The organism is Variovorax sp. GW821-FHT09B05, assembly GCF_059418265.1.
Genome location: NZ_JBWKPN010000022.1, coordinates 1 through 15,600 on the forward strand (window position 1 = coordinate 1; position 15,600 = coordinate 15,600).

General features: G+C 69.8%; 13 protein-coding genes. 5 read left to right on the plus strand and 8 right to left on the minus strand.

Annotated features, from left to right (window positions below; translation table 11 throughout):
* Positions 1 to 101: 101 nt before the first annotated feature.
* The 4 genes from glgX to AC07RM_RS36465 all read left to right on the plus strand — a co-directional run bounded on the left by glgX (position 102) and on the right by AC07RM_RS36465 (position 7,693).
* Positions 102 to 2,228 (plus strand): glycogen debranching protein GlgX, encoded by a 2,127-nt coding sequence (gene glgX, locus AC07RM_RS36450; protein WP_495337593.1) that lies wholly within the window; start codon positions 102 to 104, stop codon positions 2,226 to 2,228.
* 97 nt (positions 2,229 to 2,325) lie between these two features.
* A complete protein-coding gene (glgC, locus tag AC07RM_RS36455) occupies positions 2,326 to 3,654 on the plus strand; it encodes a glucose-1-phosphate adenylyltransferase (RefSeq protein WP_431511230.1) in 1,329 nt (442 codons plus the stop codon).
* Between the two features lie 8 nt (positions 3,655 to 3,662).
* A complete protein-coding gene (gene glgA, locus AC07RM_RS36460; protein WP_495337594.1) occupies positions 3,663 to 5,162 on the plus strand; it encodes a glycogen synthase GlgA in 1,500 nt (499 codons plus the stop codon).
* A 47-nt stretch (positions 5,163 to 5,209) separates the two neighbouring features.
* On the plus strand, positions 5,210 to 7,693 hold the full coding sequence (locus tag AC07RM_RS36465; protein ID WP_495337595.1) for a glycogen/starch/alpha-glucan phosphorylase: 2,484 nt from the start codon (positions 5,210 to 5,212) through the stop codon (positions 7,691 to 7,693).
* Between the two features lie 18 nt (positions 7,694 to 7,711).
* Here the strand turns inward: AC07RM_RS36465 and AC07RM_RS36470 are convergent, their stop codons facing one another.
* From AC07RM_RS36470 to AC07RM_RS36485, 4 genes are all read right to left on the minus strand, one after another.
* Positions 7,712 to 8,179: an ExbD/TolR family protein gene (locus AC07RM_RS36470; RefSeq protein WP_495337596.1), complete on the minus strand. Its 468-nt coding sequence runs from the start codon at positions 8,177 to 8,179 to the stop codon at positions 7,712 to 7,714.
* Between the two features lie 14 nt (positions 8,180 to 8,193).
* Entirely contained in the window at positions 8,194 to 8,901 is a 708-nt protein-coding gene (locus tag AC07RM_RS36475) for a MotA/TolQ/ExbB proton channel family protein (protein ID WP_495337597.1), read from the minus strand.
* 28 nt (positions 8,902 to 8,929) lie between these two features.
* Positions 8,930 to 9,769 carry a 4-hydroxy-tetrahydrodipicolinate reductase gene (gene dapB / locus AC07RM_RS36480; RefSeq protein ID WP_395349154.1) on the minus strand — a complete coding sequence of 280 codons (840 nt, stop codon included), beginning with the start codon at positions 9,767 to 9,769 and terminating at the stop codon, positions 8,930 to 8,932.
* A gap of 103 nt (positions 9,770 to 9,872) precedes the next feature.
* Entirely contained in the window at positions 9,873 to 10,436 is a 564-nt protein-coding gene (locus AC07RM_RS36485) for an outer membrane protein assembly factor BamE (RefSeq protein WP_093350499.1), read from the minus strand.
* Positions 10,437 to 10,523: 87 nt separating this feature from the next.
* On the opposite strand from AC07RM_RS36485, the gene fur reads away from it, so the two are divergent.
* Positions 10,524 to 10,943, plus strand: coding sequence for a ferric iron uptake transcriptional regulator (gene fur, locus AC07RM_RS36490; protein WP_057593829.1), 420 nt, complete (start codon positions 10,524 to 10,526; stop codon positions 10,941 to 10,943).
* Position 10,944: 1 nt separating this feature from the next.
* On the opposite strand, the gene hprK is transcribed toward fur, so the two are convergent.
* The 4 genes from hprK to AC07RM_RS36510 all read right to left on the minus strand — a co-directional run bounded on the left by hprK (position 10,945) and on the right by AC07RM_RS36510 (position 15,488).
* Positions 10,945 to 11,904 carry an HPr(Ser) kinase/phosphatase gene (gene hprK, locus AC07RM_RS36495; RefSeq protein WP_057593828.1) on the minus strand — a complete coding sequence of 320 codons (960 nt, stop codon included), beginning with the start codon at positions 11,902 to 11,904 and terminating at the stop codon, positions 10,945 to 10,947.
* 98 nt (positions 11,905 to 12,002) lie between these two features.
* Positions 12,003 to 12,470, minus strand: a complete 468-nt coding sequence (locus tag AC07RM_RS36500; protein ID WP_057593827.1) for a PTS sugar transporter subunit IIA — start codon at positions 12,468 to 12,470, stop codon at positions 12,003 to 12,005.
* Between the two features lie 209 nt (positions 12,471 to 12,679).
* Positions 12,680 to 13,009, minus strand: a complete 330-nt coding sequence (gene hpf, locus AC07RM_RS36505) for a ribosome hibernation-promoting factor, HPF/YfiA family (RefSeq protein WP_093246312.1) — start codon at positions 13,007 to 13,009, stop codon at positions 12,680 to 12,682.
* A 346-nt stretch (positions 13,010 to 13,355) separates the two neighbouring features.
* Positions 13,356 to 15,488, minus strand: a complete 2,133-nt coding sequence (locus AC07RM_RS36510) for an ATP-dependent helicase (RefSeq protein WP_495337598.1) — start codon at positions 15,486 to 15,488, stop codon at positions 13,356 to 13,358.
* Positions 15,489 to 15,600 lie beyond the last annotated feature (112 nt).

A 15,600-nucleotide genomic window follows, 5' to 3' on the forward strand; every position in this document is an offset into this window, starting at 1 on the left:
CTTTTCTTTGGTTACTTTCTTTTGGCGAAGCAAAAGAAAGTGACTCGCCCGCCGGGGCGAGTCCCGGCCAACAGCCTCAGCAAGAGAAAGCCTCAACCATCGTGCTGAACCCAGGAACGCCGTACCCCCTAGGCGCCACAGCAACCCAAGCAGGCGTCAACTTCGCCCTGGCAGCACCAGTAGCCGAAAAGGTGGAACTCTGCCTCTTCGACCCCACAGGCACCCACGAACAGCAAAGACTCTCGCTCCCCGAGTTCACAGACGGCATCTGGCACGGCCAACTCCCCAGCGCCCGCCCCGACCTCGTCTACGCCTACCGCGTCCACGGCCCCTGGTCCCCAAGCCAAGGCCACCGCTTCAACCCCTCGAAGCTGCTGCTAGACCCCTACGCCCGCGAGATCGTCGGAAGCTACGACGGCAGCGACCTCTTCCACGGCCACACCGCCGCCGACCCGACGCAGCGCGACACACGGGACAACGCCAGCATCGCCCTCAAGGCCCGCGTGGTGCCCGCACCAACCCATCCGAACCCAGGCCACGCCCGCATCCCCCCCACAGACCGAGTGATCTGCGAACTCCACGTCCGCGGCCACACGAAGCTGCACCCCGCCGTCCCCGCCCCCCTGCGCGGCAGCTACGCCGCCCTCGCCGAGCCGGCCGTGCTCGACCACCTGCAGCGCCTGGGCGTCACCACGCTGAGCCTGATGCCGGTGCAGCACCGCGCCGACGAGGAGCGGCTGCTCGCGATGGGCCTCACGAACTACTGGGGCTACAACACCATCGGCTGGTTTGCGCCCGAGGCGCGCTACTGGAGCGGCCGCCCCGGCACCACGCCGGCCGGCGAGTTCCGCGCGCTGGCCGACGCGGTGCATGCGCGCGGCATGGAGCTGGTGATCGACGTGGTCTACAACCACAGCGCCGAGAGCGACGAGCTCGGCCCCACGCTGTCGCTGCGCGGCATCGACAACGCCCTCTACTACCACCTGCGCGCCGACGACCGCGCGCGCTACGAGAACTGGGCCGGCACGGGCAACTGCCTGAACCTCGGCGAACCGCGCGTGCTGCAACTCGTGATGGACAGCCTGCGCTTCTGGGCCGGCGAGATGGGCGTGGACGGCTTCCGCTTCGACCTCGCGCCGGTGCTGGGCCGCGCCACGGCCACGGGCTTCGATCCGCGCGCGCCCTTCTTCGCGGCCATCGCGCAGGACCCGCTGCTGTCGCGCACGCTGCTGATCGCCGAGCCCTGGGACATCGGGCCGGGCGGCTACCGGCTCGGCGAATTCCCGCCGGGATGGCTCGAATGGAACGACCGCTTTCGCGACACGCAGCGCGGCTTCTGGCTGCGCCAGGACCGCGAGGGGCGCGCGGGCCTCGGCGACTTCGCGCACCGCTTCACGGCCTCGAGCGCGCAGTTCGCGCACGAGGGTCGCTCGCCCGCCGCGAGCGTGAACTTCGTGACCGCGCACGACGGCTTCACCCTGCGCGACCTGCTGAGCTACGACACGCGCCACAACGAGGCCAACGGCGAGAACAACCGCGACGGCCATGGCCACAACCTGAGCCGCAACTGCGGCGTGGAAGGCCCGAGCGACGATCCCGCGGTACGGGCCGAACGGCTGCGGCTCTCGCGCGCGCTGCTGGCCGCGCTGATGCTGTCGCAGGGCACGCCGATGCTTCTGGCCGGCGACGAGATTGGCCACACGCAGCAGGGCAACAACAACGCCTACTGCCAGGACAACGAGACCACCTGGCTGCACTGGGTCGGCAGCACCGACCCGGCCGGCGAGCCGGCGCGGCTGAGCGCCTTCGTGGCGCGGCTGGCCGCGCTGCGACGCGCGGCACCGGTGCTGCGCAGCACGCGCTGGTGGCCGGCCGATCCCGCGCCGGGCACGGCCGGCATCCGCTGGCTGCGGCCCGACGGCACGCCGATGCAGCCGCCGGACTGGGAAGGCGGCACGGCCCTTGCAATCCTGTTCGGCAGCCTGGAGGCAGGCACCGCCAAGGAGACACCGACATCGACCACCACCCCAGCTACACCGAAGGCAGCGCCGGTCTGGTTGCTGCTCGTGAACGCGGGCGCGCAGGCGCAGCCGTTCCGCCTGCCGCCCGGCGCCTGGCATGGCGTCCTCGCCAGCGACCCCGCCATCGACCCGGGCCCCGAGCCCTCGGCCGTGACCGTTGCCGAGGTCGCGATACCGCCCTCGAGCCTCTGGATTGCAAGAACGTAGGAGCCTGCGCCGCGCAGCGGTGCTAGTGTGCAAGGGCCCGAGCGGGCACAGGCACACACAGAAACTCTGACGACACACGAACGAACGGAGACACAGGATGGATCACAAGACACCCGCGGCCGCCCCCGGCACGCCGCTGCAATCGCACCAGCTCGTGCGCCGCACCATCGCGCTGGTACTGGCCGGCGGACGCGGCTCCCGGCTCAAGCAGCTGACCGACCGGCGCGCCAAGCCGGCCGTGTATTTCGGCGGCAAGTTCCGCATCATCGATTTCGCGCTCTCCAACTGCCTCAACTCGGGCATCCGCCGCATGGCGGTGGTCACGCAGTACAAGTCGCATTCGCTGATGCGCCACCTGCAGCGCGGCTGGAGCTTCCTGCGCGCCGAGCTCAACGAGATGGTCGACGTGCTGCCCGCGCAGCAGCGCATGGGCGACGAGCACTGGTACCGCGGCACGGCCGACGCGGTCTACCAGAACCTCGACATCATCCAGACCCGCTCCACGCCGCACGACTACGTGGTGGTGCTCGCGGGCGACCACATCTACAAGATGGACTACTCGATCATGGTCAAGGACCATGCCGAGAGCGGCGCCGGCTGCACCGTGGGCTGCATCGAGGTGCCGCGCATGGAGGCCACGGCCTTCGGCGTGATGGCGATCGACGACAACCGCCGCATCACCAACTTCCTCGAGAAGCCGGCCGACCCGCCCGCGATGCCGGGCCACCCCGACGTGGCGCTGGCCAGCATGGGCATCTACGTGTTCGATTCGGCCTACCTCTACAAGCTGCTCGAGGAAGACAGCCGCGACCCGAACTCCAGCCACGACTTCGGCAAGGACATCATCCCGCGCGCGGTGGCCGAGGGCCGGGCGCTCGCGCATCCCTTCGGCATGTCCTGCGTCACGCGGGCCTCGCGCGGGCCGGGCGCCAAGGCCTACTGGCGCGACGTGGGCACGATTGATGCATTCTGGGCAGCGAACCTCGACCTCGCGTCGATCACCCCGGAGCTGGACATCTATGACACCGACTGGCCCATCTGGACCTACCAGCGGCAGCTGCCTCCGGCCAAGTTCGTGCTCGACCGCGATGGCCGCCACGGCATGACGGTCAACACCATCGTCTCGGGCGGCTGCATCGTCTCGGGCTCGCAGGTCAGCAGCTCGGTGCTGTTCTCGGGTGTGCGCATCCACTCGTTCTGCACCGTCCACGAAGCGGTGCTGCTGCCCGACGTGGAGGTCGGGCGCGGCTGCCGGCTCAGCCGCGTGGTGATCGACCGCGCCTGCGTGATCCCCGACGAGATGGTGATCGGCGAGGACGCCGAGGCCGATGCCGCGCGCTTCGAGCGCACGGAAACGGGCGTGGTGCTGGTCACGCGCGAAATGCTCAAGCGGCTGGCGGAGCGCTCCGCGGCGCCCGCCGCCTGATGCCGCCGATGAGAGTCCTCCAGGTCAGCGCCGAACTCTTTCCCCTGCTCAAGACCGGCGGCCTGGCCGACGTCGCCGGCGCGCTGCCGCTCGCGCTGATGGCCGCGGGCCAGGACGCGCGCGTGCTGCTGCCGGGCTTCCCGGCCATCGTGGCGGGCGTGCGCGGGCTCGCGCCGGTCGCCGCTTTTTCGGCGCCCTGGGGCGAGCGCTTCGGGCTGCTGCAGGGGCGCATCGAGATCGACGGCGCGCCGCCGATCCCGGCCTACGTGGTCGATGCGCCCGCGCTGTTCGACCGGCCCGGCAATCCCTATGAAGACGCCAACCGCCAGCCCTACGGCGACAACCACCGGCGCTTCGCGCTGCTGGGCTGGGCCGCGGCGCAGCTCGCGCAGGGGCTCGATCCGACCTGGCAGCCCGAGGTGGTCCATGCGCACGACTGGCACGCGGGGCTCGCGCCGGCCTACATGGCCTTCGCGCGCGGTGCCGACGGGCCGCGCGTGGGCAGCGTCTTCACGGTCCACAACCTCGCCTACCAGGGCCTGTTCGCGCCCTGGCACTTCCCCGAGCTCGGCCTGCCGGCACCGGCCTTCCAGATGAACGGGCTCGAATACCACGGCCAGCTCTCGTTCATGAAGGGCGGGCTCGCCTATGCCGACCGGCTCACCACCGTGAGCCCGACCTACGCGCGCGAGATCCAGACGCCCGACCAGGGCTGCGGCCTCGACGGCCTGCTGCGCCAGCGCGGCGGCGTGCTCGACGGCATCCTCAACGCGGTCGACGACCAGGTCTGGAACCCGGCCGCCGACCCGGCGCTGGTGCAGGGCTACCAGACGCCCGAGGGCCGCCACATGGCGGGCAAGGCGCGCTGCAAGTCCGTGCTGCAGCACCAGCTCGGGCTGGCCGCGCGGCCCGACGCGCCGCTGTTCATCCTCGTGAGCCGGCTCACCGAGCAGAAGGGGCTGCGCCTGGTGCTGCAGGGCCTCGACGCGCTGCTCGCGCAGGGCGGCCAGCTCGCGCTGCTGGGCAGCGGCGAGGCCTGGCTGGAAGACGCCTTCCGCCAGCGCGCGGCCGCCACGCCCGACGCGGTCAGCGTCACCATCGGCTACAACGAGACGCTCGCGCACCAGCTCTTCGGCGCGGGCGACGTGACCCTGGTGCCCTCGCTGTTCGAGCCCTGCGGCCTGACGCAGATGTACGGCCTCAAGTACGGCAGCCTGCCGCTGGTGCGCCGCGTCGGCGGGCTGGCCGACACGGTGGTCGACTGCTCGCTCGAGGACATGGCCAGCGGCGAGGCCACCGGCTTCGTGTTCGACCGTTTCGACTCGGCGGACTACGATCGCGCGGTGCGCCGCGCCTTCGCGCTCTACCAGCGCGCCCCCGACTGGCGGCGCGTGCGCGGCCATGCGATGCGGCGCCCCGCCGACTGGGCCACCGCGGCCGCGCAGTACGTGGCCGTGTACCGGCAGGCGCTGGCCGCGGCCCAGGCACCGACGCCCCTGCCTCACTGAAGAAGGCCCGGGGCATCCGTTCAACCCGCACACAAGACACACCCACCATGACGATCGAAGACTTCGCCTACGACCATCCCGACCGCGATGTCGCGGCCTTCAAGCGCGCCGTGGCCAACAAGCTGATCTACGCGGTCGGCAAGGACCCCGTGGCCGCGAGCCAGGACGACTGGCTCTACGCCACCGCGCTCGCGGTGCGCGACCAGCTGGTGGAGCGCTGGATGGCGACCACGCGCGCCAACTACGCGCAGGACCTCAAGCGCGTGTACTACCTGTCGATGGAGTTCCTGATCGGGCGCACCTTCACCAACGCGCTGCTCGCGGTCGACCTCCACGCCACCGTGCGCGACGCGCTGGCCGATTTCGGCGTCGACATGGAGGCGCTGTCCGAGCGCGAGCCCGACGCAGCGCTGGGCAACGGCGGCCTCGGCCGGCTCGCAGCCTGCTTCCTCGACTCGATGGCCACGCTCGGCGTGCCGGGCATGGGCTACGGCATCCGCTACGAATACGGCATGTTCCGCCAGCGCATCGTCGACGGCCAGCAGGTGGAGACGCCCGACTACTGGCTCACGCGCGGCAACCCCTGGGAATTCAAGCGGCCCGAGGTCAACTACCGCGTGCGCTTCGGCGGCCGCGTGCAGAAGCGCGAAGGCACCAACGCGCCCTACGGCGCGGCCGACTGGGTCGACACCCACGACGTGCGCGCCGTGGCCTACGACACCATCATCCCGGGCTACGGCACGCAAGCCACCAACACGCTGCGGCTGTGGTCGGCGCGCGCCACCGAGGAGATCGACCTCTCGGCCTTCAACCGTGGCAACTACATGGCGGCGGTGGAGAGCAAGAACCACTCGGAGAACGTCTCGCGCGTGCTCTATCCCGACGACTCCACGCCCTCGGGCCGCGAGCTGCGGCTGCACCAGGAGTACTTCTTCTGCAGCGCCAGCGTGCAGGACCTGCTGCGGCGCTACCTGCGCAACCACACCAGCTTCGACCGGCTCTCGGAGAAGGTCAGCATCCACCTCAACGACACCCACCCGGTGCTCGCGGTGCCCGAGCTGATGCGCCTGCTGCTCGACGAGCACGGCCTGCCCTGGGACACGGCCTGGGCCCACACGCAGAAGGTGTTCAGCTACACCAACCACACGCTGATGCACGAGGCGCTCGAGACCTGGCCGGTCGAGATGCTCGGGCGCATCCTGCCGCGCCACCTGCAGATCATCTACGACATCAACGCGCGCTTCCTCGCCACCGTGACGCAGACGCACGGCAACGACGTCGAGCTGATGCGCCGCCTCTCGCTGGTCGACGAGGCCGGCGAGCGCCGCGTGCGCATGGCCTACGTGGCGGTGCTCGCGAGCCACTCGATCAACGGCGTGTCGGGGCTGCACTCGGAGCTGATGAAGCAGTCGATCTTCGCGGACTTCGCGAAGATCTTTCCCGAGCGCTTCAACAACAAGACCAACGGCGTCACGCCGCGGCGCTGGCTCGCGCAGGCCAACCCGCCGCTGGCCGCGCTGCTCGACCAGCGGCTGGGCAAGGGCTGGCGGCGCGACCTCTCGCAGCTCGAGGCGCTGCGGCCGATGGCGGCGCAGCCGCCCTTCGTGCGCGCCTTCCGCCACGCCAAGCGCGAGAACAAGCTGCGGCTGGCCAACTGGATCGAGCAGCACATGAACATCGTGGTCGACACCGACGCGATGTTCGACGTGCAGGTCAAGCGCATCCACGAGTACAAGCGCCAGCTGCTCAACGTGCTGCACGTGATCGCGCGCTACCACCGCATCCTCGACGCCCAGGCCGCGGGCGGCAGCGTCGACATCGTGCCGCGCGTGGTCGTGTTCGCGGGCAAGGCGGCCTCGGCCTACGTGATGGCCAAGCAGGTGATCCGGCTGATCAACGACGTGGCCGCGACCATCAACGCCGACGCGCGCGTGGGCAAGCTGCTGAAGGTGGTGTTCCTGCCGAACTACAGCGTGAGCCTGGCCGAGATCATCATGCCGGCGGCCGACCTGTCGGAGCAGATCTCCACCGCCGGCACCGAAGCCTCGGGCACCGGCAACATGAAGTTCGCGCTCAACGGCGCGCTGACCATCGGCACGCTCGACGGCGCCAACGTCGAGATGCGCGAGAACGTCGGGCCCGAGAACATCTTCATCTTCGGCAACACCACGCCCGAGGTGGCCGAGATCCGCGCGCGCGGCTACCAGCCGCGCGACATCTACGACGGGAACGAGGAGCTGCGGCGCGTGCTCGACGCGATCCGCGACGGCGCCTTCTCCGCGGCCGAACCCGCGCGCTACCAGGGCATCTACGACGCGCTCGTGAACTGGGGCGACCACTACCTGCTCTTGGCCGACTACGCGAGCTACGTCGCGAAGCAGGCCGAGGTCGATGCTCTCTACCGCGACGCCGACGCCTGGACGCGCACCGCGATCCTCAACGTGGCGGGCATGGGTGCCTTCTCGTCGGACCGCACGATCGCCCAGTACGCGCACGACATCTGGCAGACCAAGCCGGTGGTGCTGGGCTGAGCCCGGCGCCAGCCGGCGTCAGCGCGGCGGCGTCGGCGGCGGCGCCTCGGTGACGAAGCCGATCCGGCTCAGGCCCGCCTTGTTGGCGATGCCCATCAGCGCCACCACGCGGCCGTAGGGCACGGTCTGGTCGGCGCGCAGCTGGACCTCGGTGTCCTTGCTGTCGGCGGCGGCCTTCTCGAGGCGGGCCGCGAGTTCCTCGTCGGTCACGGGCTGGTCGTTGAGGAAGGCCTTGCCCGCCGGGTCGACCGACAGGCTCACGAACTTCGGCGTGTCGTTGGGCTGGCCGGCATCGGTCTGCGGCAGGTCGAGCTTGATCGAGCTGGCCATCAGCGGCGCCGTGATGATGAAGATCACCAGCAGCACCAGCATCACGTCGACCAGCGGCGTGACGTTGATGTCGGACAGCGGCCGCTGGCCGCCGGCACCGGTGGCACGGCCGCCGCCGGCGGAGCTGCTGCCGAGCGAGGTGCGTCCGAAGGCCATGGGGGCGAAGCGGTTCAGACCGGCATCGGCCGCGCGGGCGGCGGCGGGGCCGGCACCGCCGCGGGCGCTTCGCCGAAGCTGCCGAGCAGGTCGTGGGCGAAGCCTTCGAGCTCGGCCTCGACGCGGCCGATGACGCGGCCGAAGACGTTGTAGGCCAGCACGGCCGGGATCGCCACCGCGAGGCCGAAGGCGGTCATCACGAGTGCCTCGCCGACGGGTCCGGCCACCTTGTCGATGGTGAAGCCGCCGGCCTGGCCCGCGATGCCCACGAGCGCGCCGTAGATGCCCCAGACCGTGCCGAGCAGGCCGACGAAGGGCGCCGTGGCGCCGACCGTGGCGAGCAGGATCTGCCCGGCCTGCAGCCGGCGCAGCGCGCCGTGCAGCGCCTCGCGCAGCACGCGCGTGAGGCGCTGGTTGCGGTCGCCCGCGGCGCCGAGGGTGGCGACGTCGCGGTCTTGCGTGGCCGCGGCCTGGCGCAGCGCCGCGACCGTGGGCAGCACCAGCGCCGAACGGTCGAAGGCCTGCAGCCGCTGTTCGGCTTCAGCGAGGCTGGTCGACTGCCAGAAGGCCGCGATGCTGCGAAGCACGTCGCGCGTGCCGCCGCGCAGCAGCCAGCCCTTCCAGAGGATCACGACCCAGCTCGAAATCGACATCGCGAGCAGCAGCGCGGCCACCGAGCGGCTGACGCCGTCGCCGTGGGTCAGCAGTTCGAGGACGCTCATCGTCGGGGATGGCGGAGGAAGGCCGGGCTCAGCGCAGGCCGAGCACGTCGAACATGTCGAACAGGCCGGCGCGCTGGTCGGCCAGGAAGCGCACCGCGCGCAGGCTGCCCTGCGCGTAGTTGGCGCGGCTCGAGGACTTGTGGGCGATCTCGATGCGCTCGCCGGTGCCGGCGAACAGCACCGTGTGGTCGCCGACGATGTCGCCGCCGCGCACGGTGGCGAAGCCGATGGTCGATGGGTCGCGCTCGCCGGTCACGCCTTCGCGGCCGTAGACCGCGCATTCCTTGAGGTCGCGGCCCAGCGCATCGGCGATCACCTCGCCCATCTTGAGCGCGGTGCCCGAAGGGGCGTCGATCTTGTGGCGGTGGTGGGCTTCGACGATCTCGATGTCGTAGCCGGTGGACAGCGCCTTGGCCGCCATTTCGAGCAGCTTGAAGGTGACGTTGACGCCCACGCTCATGTTGGGCGCCATGACGATCGCGATGTCCTTGGCGATCTCGGCGATCTCGGCCTTCTGCGCATCGCTGAAGCCGGTGGTGCCGATCACGGCCTGCACGCCGAGTTCGCGGCAGACGGCGAGATGCGCCATCGTGCCCTCGGGGCGAGTGAAGTCGATCAGCACCTGGGCGTCCTGCAGGCCCGCGCGCAGGTCGGCGGCGATGGCCACGCCGCTGGCGAAGCCGAGGAAGGCGCCCGCGTCGCTGCCGATGGCGGGGCTGGCGGCCACGTCGAGCGCGCCGGCCAGGCGGCAGTCGGGGGTGTTGCGAACCGCCTCGATCAGCATGCGGCCCATGCGGCCCGACGCGCCGGCGACGGCAACCCGGCGCGCGGCCGGCGTGGAGGAGGTGGTGGTGTTGGAGTCGGTCACGCGGATTCGGGCTTGCTTGCCGTCGGAGGACGGTAGGGACGATGGGTGGGGAAACCGCGCCGCCCCGCCAAGCCAGGTTCGGCGCGCCGGCCGGGCGCCGCTTTTAGCGCGCGGCCTCGAGCGGCGGGTAGGCGGCCGGCAGCGGGGGCAGCGTGGCGGGCGCCTTGCTCTCGGTGTCGGTGGCTTTCCGGTCGCCCTTGGGGTCGAACTTCTTGAGTTCTTCTTCCGTGGCCTCGAGCGGCGGCACCTTGCCGGTCTTCTTGCGGGTGTCGAGCGTGGCGACGAATTCTTCCTCGCTCGGCATCTCGCCGCCTTCCCAGCGCTCGAGCTGCTCGCCGTTGAAGAAGACGGTGAAGCGGCGTTCCTGCGGCTCCACGCCCTGGCGCCGGATCGTGAAGACGTAGTCCCAGCGGTTCGAATGGAAGATGTCGGTGAGCAGCGAGGTGCCGAGGATCTCGCGCACCTGCTGGCGCGACATGCCCGTCTTGAGCGCCGCGACCTGTTCCTTGGACACGAAGTTGCCCTGGACCACCTCGACCTTGTAGGGGGTGACGGCCGACAGCGCGCCACGCGAGCGCTCGCTGAAACCGCTGCAGGCACCGAGGCCCAGGGTGACGGCAACGGCCGCAGCCAGCAGCCAGGGACGGCGTTGGAAAATGGCAGGCATTGGGGGAAAAGGGGGTAGCGATATGATCGGCCATTGTAGCGGCTGGCCCCTCCGGGGCCTTTGGCTGCCCAGGGCGCAGGAACCATCATGGCCAACATCGACGAACTCAAGAACACCGGCCTCAAGGCCACCCTGCCGCGGCTGAAGATTCTGGAAATCTTCCAGACCGGCGGCCAACGCCACATGACCGCCGAGGACGTGTTCCGGGTGCTGCTCAACGAGCATTCCGACATCGGCCTGGCCACCGTCTACCGGGTGCTCACCCAGTTCGAGCAGGCCGGCATCCTCGAGCGCAGCCATTTCGAGAGCGGCAAGGCCGTCTACGAACTCAACGAAGGCACGCACCACGACCACCTGATCTGCACCGCCTGCGGCAAGGTCGAGGAGTTCTACGACGCCGAGATCGAGCGCCGCCAGCAGCTGGTGGCCAAGGACAAGGGCTGGATCCTGCAGGACCACGCCATGTCGCTCTACGGCCTGTGCGGCGACTGCGTCAAGAAGCGCTGAGCTAGTCCGCGTCGCGCGCGCTTTCCATCGCCTTGTGGTGGCGCGCCACGAAATCGGCATAGGTGTCGATGCCGCGCAGCTGCAGGATCGAATTGCGCACCGCGGCCTCGACCAGCACGGCGATGTTGCGACCCGCCACCACCTGGATGATGACCTTGCGCACCGGAATGCCCAGCACGTCCTGCGTGAGCGGCGTCGAGGGCATGCGCTCGTAGTCGCGCTCGAAGCTGTCGCGCCGCACCAGGTGCACGATGAGCTTGAGCCGCATCTTCCGCCGTACCGCCGTCTCGCCGAAGATCGCGCGGATGTCGAGCAGGCCGATGCCGCGCACCTCGAGCAGGTTCAGCAGCAGGTCGGGGCAGCGGCCCTCGATGGTGTTCTGGTTGATGCGGTAGAGGTCGACCGCATCGTCGGCCACCAGGCCGTTGCCGCGCGAGATCAGCTCGAGGCCGAGTTCGCTCTTCCCGAGGCCCGACTCGCCCGTGATCATCACGCCCATGCCCAGGATGTCCATGAACACGCCGTGCATCGAGGTGCGCTCGGCGAAGTGCTTGGACAGGTAGGCGCGCAGCAGGTCGATCACGAAGGCCGAGGATTCGCGCGTGGCGAACAGCGGCAGCTGCGCGCGCTCGCAGATCGACAGCAGCTCGTCGGGCGCGGCCTGGCCGTCGGCCAGCACCAGCATCGGCGGCTCGAGCGTGACGATGCGGGCGATGCGCCGCGCGGTGTCCTCGGGGCTGCCGCGCGTCAGGTAGGCGACCTCGCGCGCGCCGAGGATCTGCACGCGGTACGGATGGATGTAGTTGAGGTAGCCGACCAGGTCGGCGGCCGACTGGGCGCGGCTGATGACCTCGGGATCGAACTGGCGTTCGGACGCGCCGAGTCCCGCGAGCCATTCCCAGCGCAGCGAGCCGCGGAACTCCTCGAACATGGCATCGGCGCTGATGACGGTCGGCTTCATGCGTTCAGGGCGCGGCGCGCGGCACCGCTTCGGAAGTGAGGGGGACGGGAAGAAGGGCAGCGCAGCTTAGCAGCAGCCACGCCCCGCGAGCCATGGGCTCAGGCGACTTGCGTGGAGTGCCAGCCGGCGATCAGGCCGTGCAGCGCGGCCGCGTCGGTGCTCGACTTGATCTGCTCGCGCAGGCCGGCATCGCTCAGCAGCTCGGCGATCTCGGACAGGATTTCGAGGTGCTTCTGCGTCGCGGCTTCGGGCACCAGCAGGAAGATCAGCAGGCCGACCGGCTGCTCGTCGGGGGCATCGAAGCCGATCGGGTTCGCGAGCTGGAACACCGCGGCCATCGGGGCCTTGAGGCCCTTGATGCGGCCGTGCGGAATGGCGACGCCATGACCGAGGCCGGTGGAGCCGAGGCGCTCGCGCGCGAAGAGGCTGTCGGTGATCAGGGCGCGGCCCAGCCCGTGAAGGCTTTCGAACAGCAAGCCGGCTTCCTCGAAAGCACGCTTCTTGCTGGTGGCGTCAACGCTCACAAGCACTTGAGCGGGCGGCAGGATGGACGCGAGACGATTCATGGTGGGTCAGAGCGGGGGCGATTATGCACCTGCTTGGTAAAAACCCCCACTCCGCTTATCTACTTTCTGGTTACATGTTGCCCGCAGGCCTCGCTTCCCTCGACAGAGGCCCGTCAAACCCTTGATGGGCAGTCGGAAAAGCCCATGAAAAAGCCGCCCGGAGGCGGCTTCGAGAGTCTCCGGCGCGACAGCCGGAAATCCGCGGGGTCTTACATCAGGCGCTTGGGCGCGCTGTGGTGATGGTCCTGCAGGCGGTCCTTGTGGCGCACCACCTGGCGGTCGAGCTTGTCGACCAGTTCATCGACCGCGGCATAGAGATCAGCGTGGCTCGACTCCGCGAACATGTCATTGCCCTTGACGTGGATGTTGCACTCGGCCCGTTGCCGGCGTTCCTTTTCCTTCTGCTTTTCCACCGTGAGGATCACCTTCACATCGACCACCTGGTCGAAATGTCGGGTGATCCGGTCCAGCTTGCTCGTGACGTAGGTGCGCAAGGCAGGGGTGACGTCGAGGTGATGACCGCTGATCGTCAAATTCATGAATGACCTCCTGGAATTGACGGTTGGGGAAATGACCATCGCTGCGGATACAGCGCGGCCGGCGAAAACGGTTGTGGGGCTGGGAGAAGAAAGGGGGAGAGGGGGAAGAGAGAGGGGGTGCAGGAGAGGAGAAGGTCGATTCACTATGCCCAAGCTGTCACGGTATTGCAATACCGGGAGATGCCCGGATGACGCACCGGCGGACCGCGTCGCATGCTCAGCTATTTCTTCCATAGCAGGCCCCAGCGGCCCCGCAAGCTGCGGGCCGCGTTGCGAAGCCTCGCTGCCGCGCCCATCTTTCGCGGCCACCCGCGCATGACCCTGCTGAAGAAAGGGCCGGGCTTGCTCAGCGCCAGGCGGCGCGCATCCGGTTGCGCAGGTCGATCACCGCGGCCGGCGGCGGCACTGCCGGCGCGCGCGGCGGCGGGGGCGGCCAGGTCTGGGCCTCGAAGCGCGCGAGGTCGGCATCGGGAATGAAGCGGCTGCGGTTGGCATAGAGATGCCGGTCGCCGCGCGCGGCCTGCTGCGGGATGTAGAAGCGCTGCGGCACCAGCAGGTGCAGGTGGTCGCGGGCCCGGGTCATGGCCACGTAGAGCAGGCGCCGCTCCTCCTCGAGCTCCTGCGCGCTCTGCGCCACGTCGGCCGGCATGCAGCCGTCGACCACGTTGAGCACGTGGACCGAATTCCACTCCTGACCCTTGGCCGAATGGATGGTCGAGAGGATCAGGTAGTCCTCGTCGAGCAGCGGCGGCCCCGGCCGGTCGCTGGTGGCCTCGGGCGGATCGAGCGTGAGCTCGGTGAGGAAGCGTTCGCGCGAGGCGTAGCCCGAGGCCATGTGCACCAGCTGCTCGACGTCGCCACGGCGCGTGCCCGCGGTGTCGTCGTAGAGCCGCTCGAGGTGCGGCAGGTACCAGTCCATCGCGATGCCCACGTCGGCCGGCCAGGCCAGCGACGGCGCGCACAGCGCGGCATAGGCCTCGGCGAAGGCTGCCCATTCGACGCGCGCGGCGCTCGGCGGCACGAAGTCGCGCAGGGCGATGGCCGGATCGGCCGCCTGGTCCATCGCGTCGAGCAGCTTCGCGCTGGTGGCCGGACCGATGCCCGGGATCAGCTGCGTGACGCGAAAACCCGCCATGCGCCCGCGCGGGTTCTGCGCGAAACGCAGCACCGCGAGCAGGTCCTTCACGTGCGAGGCCTCGAGGAACTTGAGCCCGCCGTACTTCACGAACGGGATGTTGCGGCGCGCCAGCTCGAGTTCGAGCGGCGCGCTGTGGCTCGAGGTGCGGAACAGCACCGCCTGCGACTTGAGCGCGAGCCCGCCCTCGCGGTGCGCGAGCACCTTGTCGGCCACCCAGCAGGCCTGCTGCGATTCGTCGGGCACGCGCACGATCTGCGGCCGCCCGGCCGAGGGCTTGTCGGTCCACAGCGTCTTGGCATGGCGCTCGGCCGCATGCGCGATGCATGCGTTCGACACGTCGAGGATCGGCTGGGTGGAGCGGTAGTTGCGCTCCAGCGTGACCACGCGCGCCGGCCGCGAGAACTGCGTGGGGAAGTCGAGGATGTTGCGCACCGTCGCGCCGCGGAACGAGTAGATCGACTGCGCGTCGTCGCCCACCACCGTCACGCCCCGGCCGTCGGGCTTGAGCGCGAGCAGGATCGCGGCCTGCAGCAGGTTGGTGTCCTGGTACTCGTCGACCAGCACGTGGTCGAAGCGCGCGCCCAGGTGCTGCGCCAGCGTGGGCTCCTCCATCATGCCGGCCCAGTAGAGCAGCAGGTCGTCGTAGTCGAGCACGTTCTGCTGCTGCTTGGCCTCGACGTAGGCGCCGAACAGCTGCTGCAGCTCGACGCCCCATTCGGCGCACCACGGGAAGGACTGCCTGAGCACCGACTCGAGCGGCGCGCGCGTGTTCACGCAGCGCGAATAGATCGACAGGCAGGTGCCCTTGTGCGGAAAGCGGCGCGCGCTCGACGAGAAACCGAGCTCGTGCCGCGCCAGCCCCATCAGGTCCTCGGCATCGCCGCGGTCGTGGATGGTGAAGTTGTCGTCCAGCCCGATCTGCGCGGCGTACTCGCGCAGCAGCCGCGCGCCGATGCCGTGGAAGGTGCCGGCCCAGGGCAGCGCGGGCGCGGTGTGGGCCTGCAGCCCCAGCACGCGCGCGAGCACCTGGCCGGCGCGCTGCGCCATTTCCTGCGCGGCACGGCGCGAGAAGGTCAAAAGCAGCAGCCGTTGCGGATCGACCCCGCGCGCGATCAGGTGTGCCACCCGGTGCGCCAGCGTGCTGGTCTTGCCCGAGCCGGCGCCGGCGATGACGAGCAAGGGCCCTGCATCGGCCGCGTCCGGCGCGCCACCAGCCAGCGCCTCCACCCCGTGCTCGACCGCCGCGCGCTGCTCGTCGTTGAGGCTGGCGAGGGCGGCCGCGAGGCGCTCGGCCTGGGTCGCCGGCGGGCTGGAAAAAACGGGGGACACGGCGCTCGGCATGGGCGCCACTCTACTGGATGTTCGTCCAGTCCAGCCAACTCTGCGCTCATTCGCCGATGACATAATCGCGCCTCGCTGCAACTGGAGACCGCATCGTGGAAACCGCCCCGTC

What these genes read in the sequence shown, in the direction of transcription:
- AC07RM_RS36470 (WP_495337596.1), bottom strand. Translation starts at nt 8,179, where the DNA reads ATGGCCTTCGGACGCACCTCGCTCGGCAGCAGCTCCGCCGGCGGCGGC.
- glgA (WP_495337594.1), top strand. Translation starts at nt 3,663, where the DNA reads ATGAGAGTCCTCCAGGTCAGCGCCGAACTCTTTCCCCTGCTCAAGACC.
- AC07RM_RS36510 (WP_495337598.1), bottom strand. Translation starts at nt 15,488, where the DNA reads ATGCCGAGCGCCGTGTCCCCCGTTTTTTCCAGCCCGCCGGCGACCCAG.
- fur (WP_057593829.1), top strand. Translation starts at nt 10,524, where the DNA reads ATGGCCAACATCGACGAACTCAAGAACACCGGCCTCAAGGCCACCCTG.
- AC07RM_RS36475 (WP_495337597.1), bottom strand. Translation starts at nt 8,901, where the DNA reads ATGAGCGTCCTCGAACTGCTGACCCACGGCGACGGCGTCAGCCGCTCG.
- AC07RM_RS36465 (WP_495337595.1), top strand. Translation starts at nt 5,210, where the DNA reads ATGACGATCGAAGACTTCGCCTACGACCATCCCGACCGCGATGTCGCG.
- glgC (WP_431511230.1), top strand. Translation starts at nt 2,326, where the DNA reads ATGGATCACAAGACACCCGCGGCCGCCCCCGGCACGCCGCTGCAATCG.
- AC07RM_RS36485 (WP_093350499.1), bottom strand. Translation starts at nt 10,436, where the DNA reads ATGCCTGCCATTTTCCAACGCCGTCCCTGGCTGCTGGCTGCGGCCGTT.
- AC07RM_RS36500 (WP_057593827.1), bottom strand. Translation starts at nt 12,470, where the DNA reads ATGAATCGTCTCGCGTCCATCCTGCCGCCCGCTCAAGTGCTTGTGAGC.
- hprK (WP_057593828.1), bottom strand. Translation starts at nt 11,904, where the DNA reads ATGAAGCCGACCGTCATCAGCGCCGATGCCATGTTCGAGGAGTTCCGC.
- hpf (WP_093246312.1), bottom strand. Translation starts at nt 13,009, where the DNA reads ATGAATTTGACGATCAGCGGTCATCACCTCGACGTCACCCCTGCCTTG.